Genomic DNA, 13,333 nt, shown 5'->3' with positions numbered 1-13,333 from the left:
CCGGAAACCCCCATGTCGTGCTGGGACACCCCCTGCGATCCCCCGCGTCAGGGGAACCTGACCCGCCTTGACAGGCCGGTTTTCCGAAGGTGAGCATTCAGTTCCTCCCCCCTCCCAGAAGGCAGCGCGATGATCGGGAGCTCCTGCGGCGCCGACCGGCTGCGCGGGCACGTCAACGAGATCGGCGTTCCCGTGACCGGGACGGTCGTACAGGCGCGGGACGTGCACGGCGGCATCCACATCCACCACCGCCCGCCGACGCCCCTGCCGGTGCCGCGCCAACTGCCCGGACCCGGGCGGCTGGTCGACCGCGAGGACATCCTCGCCGAGCTCGACCGGGTCGGCGGCTCGCACGACGTGCTCCTGGTGAGCGGCTCCGCCGGAATCGGCAAGACGACCGTCGCGCTGCACTGGGCCCACGCCAACGTCACGCGTTTCCCCGACGGGCAGCTCCACGCCGACCTGCAGGGGCACGCCGCGGTCGGACCCGTGCGCCCGAGCGAGATCCTGGGGCGCTTCATCCGCGCGCTGGGGCTCCCCGACGAGCGGATACCGTCCGGGCTGGCCGAGCGCGCCGCCCTCTACCGGTCGCTGGCCGCCGGCCGCCGCCTGCTGATCTTCCTGGACGACGCGCACTCGGCCGCCCAGGTCGGCCCGCTGCTGCCCGGGACGCCCGGCGCCGTCGCCGTGGTCACCAGCCGGTGGCGGCTGGCCGGACTGGTCGCGCGCGGCGCCCGTGCCGTCCACCTGGGGCCGCTCGGTCCCGACGCGGCGCTGGAACTGCTCCGCGTCGCACTCGGGGCAGAACGGGTCGAAGTGGAACGTGACATGGCGGCCCGTCTCGTGGACCAATGCGAGCGGTCCCCGCTGGCGCTGAGCCTGGCCGCCGCCCGGCTCGCCGCCCGCCCCCGCTGGCGGCTGGCCGAGCTCGTGCGGGCCCTCACCCAGGAGCGGCGGCGCCTGGCGGTCCTGTCGGCGCAAGACCCTGAGGACGACGTGACGATCCGAGCGGCCCTGCGGCTGTCGTACGACAACCTGCCCGAACCGGTGCGGCGCCTGTACCGGATGCTCGGCCTGCACCCGGGCACGACGTTCGACACCGCCATGGCCGCGGCACTGGCCGACGCGCCCGTCGCCGAGGTCGGCGAGTGGCTCGGCGTGCTCACCGACGCCAACCTCCTCGATGACCTCCCCGGCGGCCGCTACCGCTTCCACGACCTGGTGCGCCTGCACGCGCTGGAGACCGCCGAGGCCCTCGACCCCGAGGACGAGCGCCGGGCCGCGGTGCGCCGCCTGGCCGAGGCCGCGGTGCTGGCCGCCCTGGCCGCCGGGCGCGTCATCGCCCCGTACCGGCGCCTGCCCGACCCCGGCTTCTCCGGCCCCGAACCGCCCGTCTTCGCGGACGCGGCCGCCGCCATCGACTGGCTCGACGAGGAGTTCGGCAACCTGCGCGCCATCGCGGCGCGCGCCCACGAACTGGGCTGGCACCGCCAGAGCTGGTGGCTGGTCGACGCCGCCTGGCCGCTGTTCGCCCACCGCGGCCACCACGTCGAACGGCTGGAGTTCGACCGGACCGGCCTGGCCGCGGCCCGCGCCGACGGCGATGCGACGGCCGAGGCGAAGATGCTCAACCGCACCGGCCTGGCGCTGCGCGAACTGGGGCGCCTGGACGAGGCGGCCCGCGACTTCACCGCCGCACTGCGACTGTGGCGGCGGCTGGACGTCCCGCACCGCGTCGCCGGGGCTCGCCGCAGACTCGGCCTGCTGCACTCAGACGGCGGCGACCTGGACGCGGCCGCCGAGCACTTCTCCTCCGCCGTCGACGTCTACGACTCGCTCGGGGAGCACAGGCGGGCGGCCCGCACCCGGTGCGACCTCGGCGCCGTCCTGATCAGGCTGGGCCGCGCCGCCGACGCCGTCGCCGTCCTGACCGAGGCCGAACGTGCGCTGGAGTCCGCGTCCGACCCCTACACCCACGCGCGGGCGCTGCTCCTGCTCGGGCAGGCCCACGCCGAGGGGCACCCGCCGGACGCGGCCGTCCGGTTCGCCGAACGCGGCCTGGCGGCGATGCGCGCGATCGGCTCGGCCATCGGCGAGGCGGACGCCCTGCACGTGCTCGGCGACCTGGCCGTGCGGGACGGCCAGGTCGCCGAGGCGCGGCGGCACTACACCGCCGCGCGGCGGATCCTGGCCGGCACGGGCGCGTCGACCAGGATCCTCGACCGGCGGCTGGCCGAGCTGGCGGACCGGGACTGATCAGCGGTCCCAGTGCTCCACCACGGTCAGCGGCGGCGCCGACGCGCGCAGCTCCGCCAGCTTCTCGGCGGTCAGCGACACCGCCGCCGGATGCCGGTGGCCGATCTTCCACCCGGCGTGCAGCACCGCGCTCTGCAGCGCCGCGACGGGATCGCGGCTGCGCAGCCAGACCGCCAGGAAGGTGGCGAACAGCGCGTCCCCCGCACCCGAGGTGTTGACCACCCGCCCCGAAGGCTGCGCCGCCACCCGGATCAGCACCCCGTCGCGCAGGGCGAGCAGCGCACCGCCCGCGCCCAGGCCGACGCCCACCATCTCGCAGCGCCGGTACCGGGCGAACAGCGCGGCGGCGAAGGCCCGCGGATCGCCGCCGAGCCGTTCATGGCTGCAGAACACGATCTGCGCCCGTTCCAGCCAGGGCCGGTCGTACTCGTCGCCGGGATCGGCGATCAGGTGCACGTCCACCGCGATGGGGATCCCCAGCGCGGTGGCGGGGGCGACCAGCGGCCGGACGAACCTGGCGTTGGTCAGCACCAGCAGGTCGGCGCCGCGGGCCTGCTCGCGCAGCAGGCCGAACGGGTAGGCGAACCCGTCCACCGGCTCCAGGTACGGCAGGCCCATCCGCCGCCCGTCCCGGTCGACCAGCACGACCCCCACCGAGGACGCCGGCGACTCGACGACCCCGGGGCCGAGCAGGCCGTCGCGGGCCAGCTCCTCCCGGATCAGGCCGCCCGCCGCGTCCCGTCCGACGACGGTGCACAGCCGCACCTCGTGGGCGAGCGCGCGCTGCACGCGTGCGACGTGCGCGGCCGCCCCGGAGATCCCGACCTGCGCCCAGCGCGGCGGCGCCGTCGGCGCGTACGGGGCGGCGAGCGCCTCCACGGCCGCCGTCGTGTAGACGCTGACGGTCCCCGCCACGACGATCGCGGAGCTCATGACGCCAGCCTCCAGCGCGCCGGGGCCGGCCGCACGCCCGTGACCTGGACGCGGCCCATCGTCTCCAGCGTGCCCGGACGGCCCGCGTCCGCGGCGGTGATCCGCCCGACGACGAGCAGCATCCGGGGCAGCTCGGCCAGGGACAGCCCGGCCGCCGCCCAGCTGTACAGGAACGACCCGCAGATGGGCGCCCACACCGCGTCGGCCCCGCACGAGCCGCGGGTGGCGACGACCGAGCCGTCGCGCGCCGCGGCCAGCAGCCCGCGGTACCAGCGGCGGACCGCGACGCCGCACCCGGGATACCGCTGCAGCGTCCGCCGCAGCCGGCGCTCCGGCCGGAACGGCGCCCGCAGGTCCGGGCCGATCAGGACGTCGGCGACCTCCAGCCGTCCCTCGTCCGCGTCGTGGTCGTAGCGGGCGACCACGTGGGCGTCCGTGAACAGCGGGATCCCCGGCCGGGACGCGTCGCGGTCGCCGAACACCAGCAGGCGCGGCTCGCGCACACTCCCGCCCCGGGGGATGGTGAGCACCGCCGGGGCGCCCTCGGACGCGGCACCGGTGGCGCGTGCCAGGCACAGCACGCGGTCCAGTGCGAACAGCCGCGTGACCACATGGTCCTGTGACATGGCCGCCTACCTCACCAGGCACGGAGGGACGGCGGGAAGCGCCACCGGCACCGTGTCCGGGGCCCGCAACCGCAGCAGCCGGTAGATCAACCGCCGCATGTTGCGGTGGAACCGGCCCGGCTCCGAGCTGAGCCGCTCCACGACCGCCCGGTACAGCTCCGGCCGGAACGCCTCCGCGGCCCGCAGCAGCTGCCGGCGCAGCGGGGTGCGCGCCGAGATCCGCGGTGCCAGCGCGCCGAGCAGCGACTGCGCTGATCCGGGTCGGCAGTCGTCCGCCGCGAACGTGCCCAGCAGCACCGGCACGCCCGTGACCGTCCCGTACGCCGAGACCGAGCCGTGGTCGCCGATCACGAAGTCGGCGGCGGCCACCACCGGCCGCCAGTCCGCCTCGGGCGGCAGCAGGCTGAGACCGCGCCGCAGGCAGTCGGCGAACCACGCCCTGACCTGCCAGGATCCGCTGCCGGACCACACGTTGGGGTGCAGCAGCGCGACGACCTGGAACTCGTCCTCCGGCAGCTCGGCCACCAGCCGCCGCCACAGCCCGGCCCGCCGGCCGAGCAGCGACTTGCGGCCCCAGGTCGAGGTGACCACCACGAGCTTGCGGCCGTCGCCCGCGCCCAGCGCCACCTGGTACGACGGGCGGCACTCCCGGCTGGCGACGAGGATGTCGTGCGACGGGTCGCCGCACACCACGGCGGCGGGGACCGCCTCCGGGCAGGACCGCTCCAGCTGGGCGAGGTCCTCGGTGTGCGCCAGCACGACCGACGACGGGACCAGCGCGCCGTCGTGCATGAGCCGCTGCGCGTCCAGGTCGTAGGCGGCGCGGAAACCGGCCGTCCGGCCGCGGCCCGTGCCGACCAGCTTGTTGTGGCCCGCCCCGTGCGGCATGACGATCAGCGGCGCGTGGATCTCGTGCAGCCCCTCCAGGCTCGCCGCGATCGCCAGGTCGAACCGGCTGCTGGTCGCCTGCCGCCACGGCAGGCAGGCGGCGCCGATCCCGGTCAGGTAGTCCCGGACGCCGGCGCCGAAGACGTCGGGCGCCTGGGTGAAGACGACCTGGATCCGCAGGTCATTCTCCACCAGCCGGGCAACGTCCATCAGCCGCTGCACGGATGTGAGGGTGTGGGCGACCACCAGCATGGTCCTGCTCGGGCGGCACGTGGCCCACCGGTCGGCGCCGGGCCCGATCGGGACCGGGCGCCATGGAATTTCGGACATCGTGCTTTCAGTCCTCCTTCGGCACTGGGACTGCGCGACCCCGGACGATCGTCGGAAAGCGGCCTTGCGGAGTGCCTTGCCGAATGCCTTGCGGGCGACCTTGCGGCCGATGCCGTCGGCCGACCCATCCTGGCCAGCAAAGACTTAGCCGATAGTGGAAATCCGCACTTGACAATGCCATGCTGTGAATGTCAAGGGTGGCTTTCTTCTGGGAGAGTGCGGATGGAATTCCGCATACTCGGCCCGCTGGAACTGTGGTCGCGAGGGCAGCGCCATCACCTGAACTGGGCGCGGGAGCGCTGCGTCCTCGCGGTCCTGCTGCTGTCGCCCGGCCGCCCGGTGCCGACCGAGGTGCTGATCGACCGGGTGTGGGACGCCGACCCTCCCGAGCGGGCGCGCGACCGGCTCTACCCGCACATCACCCGGTTGCGGCGCATCCTCAATTCGCTGGACGACGGCGTCCGGCTGGACCACCGCTCCGGCGCCTACGTGCTGGACGCCGACCCCGAGACGATCGACTACCACCGCTTCCGCTCGCTGTGCGACCAGGCCCGCGCCATCGCCGCCAGCGGCCACCCCGAGGACGCGATCGCCCTTTACGGTGAGGCGCTGGGCCTGGCGCGGGGAGAACCGCTCGGCGGCGTCACCGGAAGATGGGCCGCGCAACGCCGCCACGGCATTCGCGATGAACTGCTCGGCGCCGCGCTCGCCCGCGCCCGGCTCGAACTCGACCAGGGCCGCCACGGCGAACTCGTCGCCCGCCTCAATGAACTCGTCGATCATTTTCCGCACGACGAGAAACCCGTCGAACTGCTCATGCTCGCCCTGCACCGCAGCGGCCGCTCGGCCGAGGCCCTGCGCGTTTATGAGCGGGCCCGGCAGCGCCTGGCGGCCGAACTGGGCGCCACCCCCCACGCCGATCTACGGCGTCTGCACGAGCGCATACTCGCCGGCGACTCGTCGCTGATAGCGGGCCCCCGACCCGCCGGCGGCGCGCCGCCCCCCAACAATCTGCCGCGCGACCTGGCGACCTTCACCGGCCGCACCCGGGAGCTGGAACGGCTCACCGCGATGGCCGAGCACGACGGCGGCACCACGAAGGTGGTGGCGGTGGACGGCATGCCCGGAGTGGGGAAGACCGTCCTCGTCGTCCGCCTGGCCCACCGGCTCGCCGCCCGCTATCCCGACGGCCAGATCTTCCTCGACCTCTACGGGCACGACACCGAGAACGAGCCCCTCGCTCCGGCCGCCGCCCTTGACCAGCTGCTGCGCCTGCTGGGCATTCCGGCCGACCGCATCCCGGCGGACCTGGACGGCCGCGCGGGCCTGTGGCGCACCGAACTCGCCCGGCGCCGCGTCCTGCTCGTGCTCGACAACGCGCTGGGCCACGACCAGATCCGGCGCCTGCTGCCCGGCTCGCCCGGCTGCCTGGTGCTGATCACGAGCCGCCGCCGGCTGTCCGGCCTGGACGCGGCCCGCGCCTTCTCCCTGGACGTCCTGGGGCCGGACGAGGCCGCCCTCCTGCTGACCCGGGTCGCCGAGCTGAGCCCGGACGCCGACCCCGCCGCCGTCGCGACGGTCGCCCGGCTCTGCGGCCATCTGCCCCTCGCGCTGCAGCTCGTCGGCAACCGGCTGCGCCACCGCAGCAGCTGGACCGTCGCCGACCTGACCGCCCGCCTCGGCGCGGACGGCCGCCGGCTCGCCGAGCTGCGCGCCGAGGAACGCGCCGTCGTCACCGCATTCCGCCTGTCCTACGACGGCCTGGACGCCGTGACGCGGCGCGCGTTCCGCCTGCTCGGCCTGCATCCCGGCGCCGAGGTGACCGCACCGGACACCGCCGCCCTCCTGAACACCGACCGAGCCCAGGCCGAATACCTGCTGGACGCCCTGCACGACCACCACCTGATCAGCGAGCCCAAGCCCGGCCGCTACCGCTTCCACGACCTCATCCACGAGTACGCCCGGCAGCTTGCCGACCGCGACCCGGCCCCCGCCCGCGAAGCCGCCCTGGACCGCCTCCTCGACCACTACCTGACCACCGCCGAGCAGGCCGACGCGGCGCTGTTCCCGCGGTCGGCCGCGCCGTCCGCCTTCGAGACCGCCGACCAGGCCCGGCAGTGGCTGGACGCCGAACTGCACAACCTCCTGCGCGCCGCCCGCCACGCCGCCGACCGCGGCCGCCACCGCCACGCGGCCTTACTGGCCCGCGCGCTGCGGCAGTACCTCGAACAACAGGGCCCGTGGTCGGAGGCGGCGGTGCTTCACGAACGCGCCGTCCAGGCATGGCGCACCCTGGGCGACGACCGCCAGGCCGCCCTCGCCATGGCCGACCTCAGCCGGATCCTCCTGCGCGCCGGCCACCACGAGGACTCCCTCCACCACGCCACCCGGGGGTTGCGCATCGGCCGTGCCCTGGGTGACCTAGAACTCGTCGCGACGCTGCTCGACCAGATGGGGCTGCTGCATTGGCACCGTTCCGAAATCGACGTCGCCATCGGATATTACGAGCAGTCCTTGAGCACATGGCAGGCGATCGGGAATGAGGTGGGCGAGGCAGAGGTCCGCAACCACCGTTCTATCGCGCTGTGGCATCTCGGGCGATATGCCGAGGCCGCGGATGAGATGCACGCCGCGCTCGCGCTTTACGAGCAGGCGGGAGACCCGCAGGGGCGGCAGATGACGCTGAACAACTTGGGGGACGTCGAACTCCATCTCGGCCGCTACGAATCAGCGCTGGATTATTACGAACGGGCCGCGGCCGTCAAGGAGATGGGTCGTCAACACATGCCCGCCTGGCTCATGAACGTGGGCACGGTGTACCGGAAGACCGGCCGGCTGGACGAGGCGTTGGAGTGTTATCGCCGTGCTCTCTCGATATGCAGAGGGATCGGCGACCGGCGGGGTGAGGCGACCAGCCTCAACCACATCGGTGCATGGTACGGCCAGGCGGAACGCGACGGTGAGGCGCTGATCCATTTTCAGAAGGCCCTGAGTATCTCACGTGAGATCGCAGAGAAGTACCAGGAGATCTGCGCCCTGCGCAATATCGCCGCCGTCTACGACCGCACTGGGCGGTATGGCATCGCGCTCCAGCGGTACGAGGAGTCGCTCGCACTGGCCAGGGCGATAGGCGACACGTACCAGGAGGCATGCGCCCTGGACGGCATGGCGAAGGTGCTCGCCCGAACCCACGGTTTCGCGCACGCCCTGCCGCACTGGCGCCGTTCGTACCGGCTCTATGAGGCGTTGGGGGTGCCCGAGGCGGCGGAGGTCCGTACCCGCCTCAGCGAGCCGGACGGTGCTTTCGGCAGTGAGTGACGACCGTCTCGTGGACGGCCGACCCGGCGGAAAACGCTTGCTCTGACTGCCCTCCCAAGTGATCACGAAACTTCGTGTCGTGAGGACGTCGACTCTGCTACTTTTCTGCCGAATCGTCACCTCTCGGTGGCATGACCCGTTCGAAACGGAAGATTCATGGCGATAGTAAGCAGGCTGTGTGGTGTTGGCGGCGGTCTCGGTGCTCTGGTCTTCATGTGGGCGCTTCCCGGCGGCGACTTCATAGGAAAGATCGTCAGTGGGGGCGTCCCCTCATTCTTCGCATAAGCGTCAATAGGTTCACTGGTGGACGGGTCGGGCGCGCTGTGCGCCCGACCCGTTCGCATGCGGCCCGATGACCGCCTGCCTGGGGCGCCTCGCACGCATTTTGGGAACTTTGACGGACCTCTGCGAGCGGCGAGCCGGCGTTCGTTGACCATCACGTCGTGTGAAGCTCCGCCGAGCCCGCTGACCGCGGTCAGCCGCCGGGGCATCAGGGCGCAGCCGCCCGCCCGCGCCTTCTGGGGAGCCCCGCGCGCCCCGATGACGCCGGCCTTCTCCTCGGACGGCGGCCGCGCCTGGCCGGACCGGCACGACCTGGAGGCGGGCGACGGCCACTGCCTGACCGACAACTCCCGCGACGGGCTGAACCGCGAGCTGTCGTACCCGACCATCCGGCAGACCCCGGACGGCGCGCTCCACATCGCCTGCACCCACCACCGCAAGGCCATCAAGTACCTGCGGATCCCCGAGCCCGCAGGCGAATGACGACCTCCGCCTGCGTGCCCGGCCGCGGCACCGGGCACGCAGGCGGTGTCCAGGGCGGGGTGATCCGGCTCACTCTCTGATATATCGCGGGACGATGTATCGGATGGTGATATATCGTCCGCGTATGGTCAGACGATCGACAGTGATGAGCGAGCCCACGTACTTCGTGCTGGCCGCGCTGCTCGACGGCCCGCTGCACGGGTACGGGATCATCAAGCGGGCGGGGGAGCAGTCCGGCGGGCGGGTGCGGCTCGCCGTCGGCACCCTCTACGGCGCGCTCGACCGGCTCGCGGGCGACGGGCTGGTCGCCGTGGACCGCGAGGAGACCGTGCGGGGCCGTCCCCGCCGCTACTACCGGCTCACCGAGGACGGCCGCCTGGCGCTCGCCCGGGAGGCGGCGCGCATGGAGCAGGCCGCCCGGGTCGTCACCGCCCGGATGGCGCCGGGCGCGGCGGGCGCATGAGCGGGACGTTCACCGAGGGCTGGTACCGGCTCTTCCTGCGGGCCTTCCCGCGCGCCCACCGCGAGGAGTACGGCGCCGAGATCCTCGGCACGCTGATGCACGATTCGCCGCGCCGCGTCCCGTCCCTGCGGGAGACCGCCGGGCTCGTCACGGCGGGCTTCGCCGCCCGGGCCCGCGCGGCCGCCGAGGGGCCCGCGCCGTGGTGGGCCGACGGCACGCAGCTCGGCCTGCTGACGCTCGCCCTGGCGAACCTGGCGTACGGCGCCGGCGACCACGCGTCGCCGTGGTGGCTGGCCGCCTCCGCGATGCTGGTGATCGCGCTTCTGCGCGGATGGGCGCCAGCGGCGCTGCCGTTGGCCCTGGTCGTGGCGTTCTCGACGAGCCGGGCCATGATCTTCGGAGTCGAGGCGACGCATTGGGCGCCGTTCTTCGGCCCGGCGTACCACGACTGGGTCTCGCTGACGCCCTACGGACTGCTGGCGGCCGGGGCCGTCGTCCTCGCTGCCGCCCGGCCGGGGCGCCTGCGCACCCGGCCGTGGTGGTGGCTGGCGATCCCGGCGGCCGCTTTCGTTCTCGCCTACATGCCCGGTGTGCGGGAGTACGGCATGGTCTGGCAGTCGGTCAGGGCGGGCACGGAGGGCGTCCTCCTGCTGGCCGGGGTGTGGGCGACGGCCGTTGCGCGCAGTCCGCGCTGGGCGCTGGCGGCGGCGGTCTACGTCGTGCCGGGCGTGGCGTCCGCGCTGCTGACCGGCCTGCCGACGAACGCGCAGGAGACCGGGTACCGGCTGACCCTCGCCGGTCTCCTGCTGGTCATGACGGCGACCGCAATGAGGCGCGCAAGGTCTTTGAGCTCGTCCCCCGGCTGAGTGGCACGACCCCCGGGCACGAACGCCCCCAGCCCCGCGCCGTGCCCCGCGGGGGCGGGCAGGGGCGGCGCGGCGCATTCTGTGGCGCTGAGGGGGTGCCGACCCGTGGACTCGGCCGACACCCCCACCGCCTCGTGTGGGGTTCGTTCGGAGCGCGCGCGTCAGCCCACCGCGCGCTTGACGAGGGCGGCGATGCGCTCCTCCACCTCCGGGGTCACCTCGGTCAGGGCGAACGCGGTCGCCCACATCGGCCCGTCGTCGAGCTTGGCCGGGTCGTTGAATCCGAGCGTGGCGTACCGCGCCTTGAACTTCGCCGCGGCCTGGAAGAAGCAGACCACCTTGCCGTCCAGCGCGTAGGCGGGCATCCCGTACCACAGCCGCGGCGCGAGATCCGGGGCGGTGGCCGTGATGACGGCGTGGACCCGCTCGGCCATGACCCGGTCCGAGTCGGGCATCTCGGAGATCTTCTGCAGCACGTCCCGCAGCGCCTCCGCCGCCTTCTCCTCGCGCGAGGCGCGGCGCGCCGCCTTCTTGCGCTCTTGGGCGTACTCCTTCATCGCGGCCCGCTCCTCGGCGGTGAAACCCTCGTAGCCGCTGTCGGTGCTGCTCATGAACTGCCCCTTTCCTGGTATTCGGGCGTAGAAAAGACCCTATATGCAGAGTCATATGCAGAGTCCGGTCGTGCCGGGCGTCAGCCCAGCCAGACGCCGCCGCGCATCAGCTCGCGTTCCGCCAGTTCGTTCTCCTCGCGCCACGCCTGGACGCGGTGCGGCCGGACGCGGAACCACCGGTACGGCGTGTCCGCCCCGCGCGGATCGAACCCGGCGCGCGCGGCGAACCGGTCGCCCCGCTCCGGCGGCAGCGCGCCGATCTCCAGCACCTCGACCCGGCCGTCGATCACCGTCACGTCGCGGGTGTGGCCGAGCCCGAGCCGGACGACCCCGGTCGCGGCGAGGTTCCGGCCGGTCGGGCTGCCCGCCGGCGTGGCCATCAGCAGCGTCTCGCCGTCCCAGTCGAACGACAGCGGCACCAGGTGCGGCGCGCCGTCCGGTGCGGCGCTGGCCACCCAGACGTCGGTGTCGTGGGCGAGCCGGTGCTCGGTGTCGCGGCGGCGCCGGGAGCGGGGGCGGGGAGCGCCGCCCGCGGACGGGCACTCGGGGGCGGTCGTCATGGTCACTCCTGTGGTCGTCGTGACGCGATCGCTCCGGTCCGTCCCGCCGGGCCCGATCGCCGTGATCACAGCCTCGCCCGTCCGGTATGCCGGACGCATCCGTGCCGACCACGGAGAACACCACGGATAATGAGTCGGTGTCCAGGTCGGCGATCTCGGCTCGGGAGGCCGAAGTCCTCGCGCTGCTCGGGGAGCACCTCAGCAATGCGGAGATCGCCGCGCGGCTGGTCATCTCCGTCCGCACCGTCGAGTCGCACGTCTCCTCGCTGCTGCGCAAGCTCCAGCTCCCCGACCGGCGCGCGCTCGCCCGGCACGCGGCCGAGCTCGCACGCGCCGAGCCGGCACCCGCCCTGCCCGCACCGCTGACGACGTTCATCGGCCGGGTGCGGGAGCGCGGCGAACTGGCCGCCGCGGTGAAGGCGCACCGGCAGGTCACCGTCGTCGGACCCGGCGGGGTGGGCAAGACGCGCCTGGCGCTGGCGGTGGCGGCGGACGTGGCAGGCGACCACCCCGACGGGGTGTGGTTCGTCGACCTGGTGCCGGTCGCCGAGCCGGGCCGGGTGGGCGCGGCGGTCGCGGCCGCCATGGGCGTGGGCGAGCAGCCCGGCCGCGACGTCGATGACGCGGTGCTGGCCGCGCTGGCCGACCGCCGGGCGCTCCTGGTGCTGGACAACTGCGAGCACGTCCGCGACGGGGTGGCGCCGTTCCTGGAGCGGCTGCTCGCCGCCTGCCCGCGGCTGCGGGTGCTGGTGACGAGCCGCGCCCGGCTGATGGTCCCGTTCGAGCGGGCCTTCCCCGTCCCGCCGCTGTCGCGGGACGGCGGCGACCGGTCCGAAGCGGTGGCCCTGTTCATGGACCGGGCGGCGGCGGTCGGCTCCCCGCCGGGACCGGCGGCGAGCGACGGCGTGGTGGCCATCTGCGAACGGCTCGGCGGCATGGCGCTGGCGATCGAACTGGCGGCGGCGCGGTGGCCCACCCTCGGACTGGACGGCCTCCTGGCCGGCCTCGCCGACCCGCTGCGGATCCTCACCGGCGGCCCCCGCGCCGACGACCGGCACCGGTCGGTGCGCGCGGTGCTGGACTGGAGCCACGACCTGCTGGACCCGCAAGACCAGGCGCTGCTGCGCCGGGTGTCGGTGTTCGTCGCGCCGTTCACCCCCGCCGCGGCCGCCGACGTCGCCGGGTTCGCCCCGCTGGACCCGGCCGCGGTCGTCGACGGGCTCGGCCGCCTCGCCGAGCACAGCCTGCTCGCCGTGACACCGTCGCCGACCGGCACCCGCTACCACGCGCTGGAGACCGTCCGCCAGTACGGGACGGAGCGGCTCGCCGACGCCGGGGAGCTGACCGACGTCCGCGCCCGCCATCTGGACTGGTGCCTGGCCGGTGCCGCCGCGCTGAGCGGGGCCGCGGGCGCGGACTGGCGCGTCCGGTTCGACGCCGTGGCGCAGGACATGCGGGCCGCCCTCGCCTGGGCCGCCGACCGGCCGGAGCGGCGCGCGGACGCCCGCCGGCTCGCCCTGGCCATGGCCGAGCTGGCCTTCGCCCGCAACCTGCTCGGCGAGGCCCAGCAGCGGTTCGAGCAGGCGGCCCGGCTCGCCGAGGCGGCGGACGCGGCGCAGGCGCTGCGGCACGCCGCCGCGCTGGCCGCCCGCCGCAGCCTCGACGGCGACATGTACCGCCTGCACCGCGCCGCGGCCGACGCCGCCCGCCGGGCGGA

General features: G+C 74.2%; 11 protein-coding genes. 6 read left to right on the top strand and 5 right to left on the bottom strand.

Annotated elements, in window-relative coordinates:
• Positions 1–129 precede the first annotated feature (129 nt).
• Positions 130–2,256 carry a tetratricopeptide repeat protein gene (locus ABD879_RS09640; protein WP_345019604.1) on the top strand — a complete coding sequence of 709 codons (2,127 nt, stop codon included), beginning with the start codon at positions 130–132 and terminating at the stop codon, positions 2,254–2,256.
• Here ABD879_RS09640 and ABD879_RS09635 read toward each other — a convergent pair whose 3' ends face one another.
• From ABD879_RS09635 to ABD879_RS09625, 3 genes are read right to left on the bottom strand one after another with little or no spacing between them, the layout of a single operon-like run.
• A complete protein-coding gene (locus ABD879_RS09635; protein WP_345019600.1) occupies positions 2,257–3,189 on the bottom strand; it encodes a carbohydrate kinase family protein in 933 nt (310 codons plus the stop codon).
• Positions 3,186–3,815: a hypothetical protein gene (locus ABD879_RS09630; RefSeq protein ID WP_345019598.1), complete on the bottom strand. Its 630-nt coding sequence runs from the start codon at positions 3,813–3,815 to the stop codon at positions 3,186–3,188. The genes ABD879_RS09635 and ABD879_RS09630 overlap by 4 nt, the downstream gene beginning before the upstream one ends.
• 6 nt (positions 3,816–3,821) lie before the next feature.
• Positions 3,822–5,033, bottom strand: coding sequence for a hypothetical protein (locus tag ABD879_RS09625; RefSeq protein WP_345019596.1), 1,212 nt, complete (start codon positions 5,031–5,033; stop codon positions 3,822–3,824).
• Between the two features lie 222 nt (positions 5,034–5,255).
• Between ABD879_RS09625 and ABD879_RS09620 the strand changes: the two genes are divergently transcribed.
• The 4 genes from ABD879_RS09620 to ABD879_RS09605 all read left to right on the top strand — a co-directional run bounded on the left by ABD879_RS09620 (position 5,256) and on the right by ABD879_RS09605 (position 10,445).
• Entirely contained in the window at positions 5,256–8,351 is a 3,096-nt protein-coding gene (locus ABD879_RS09620; RefSeq protein ID WP_345019594.1) for an AfsR/SARP family transcriptional regulator, read from the top strand.
• Between the two features lie 540 nt (positions 8,352–8,891).
• A complete protein-coding gene (locus tag ABD879_RS09615; protein ID WP_345019592.1) occupies positions 8,892–9,116 on the top strand; it encodes a hypothetical protein in 225 nt (74 codons plus the stop codon).
• 145 nt (positions 9,117–9,261) lie between these two features.
• On the top strand, positions 9,262–9,579 hold the full coding sequence (locus ABD879_RS09610) for a PadR family transcriptional regulator (protein ID WP_345019590.1): 318 nt from the start codon (positions 9,262–9,264) through the stop codon (positions 9,577–9,579).
• A complete protein-coding gene (locus tag ABD879_RS09605; RefSeq protein ID WP_345019588.1) occupies positions 9,576–10,445 on the top strand; it encodes a hypothetical protein in 870 nt (289 codons plus the stop codon). Before ABD879_RS09610 ends, ABD879_RS09605 begins: the two co-directional genes overlap by 4 nt.
• A 161-nt stretch (positions 10,446–10,606) precedes the next feature.
• Here ABD879_RS09605 and ABD879_RS09600 read toward each other — a convergent pair whose 3' ends face one another.
• Together ABD879_RS09600 and ABD879_RS09595 are read right to left on the bottom strand one after the other, a co-directional pair.
• Positions 10,607–11,056 (bottom strand): iron chaperone, encoded by a 450-nt coding sequence (locus ABD879_RS09600; RefSeq protein WP_345019586.1) that lies wholly within the window; start codon positions 11,054–11,056, stop codon positions 10,607–10,609.
• 80 nt (positions 11,057–11,136) lie between these two features.
• On the bottom strand, positions 11,137–11,616 hold the full coding sequence (locus tag ABD879_RS09595) for a pyridoxamine 5'-phosphate oxidase family protein (RefSeq protein ID WP_345019584.1): 480 nt from the start codon (positions 11,614–11,616) through the stop codon (positions 11,137–11,139).
• 137 nt (positions 11,617–11,753) lie between these two features.
• Between ABD879_RS09595 and ABD879_RS09590 the strand changes: the two genes are divergently transcribed.
• Positions 11,754–13,333, top strand: a 1,580-nt coding sequence (locus ABD879_RS09590; RefSeq protein WP_345019582.1) for an ATP-binding protein, incomplete at its 3' end; no start/stop codon positions are given.

It is taken from the genome of Actinomadura keratinilytica, from assembly GCF_039539665.1.
GTDB lineage: Bacteria > Actinomycetota > Actinomycetes > Streptosporangiales > Streptosporangiaceae > Spirillospora > Spirillospora keratinilytica.
Note: the sequence above shows the minus strand (reverse complement) of the source record. Positions and strands in the feature narration are given on the sequence as shown.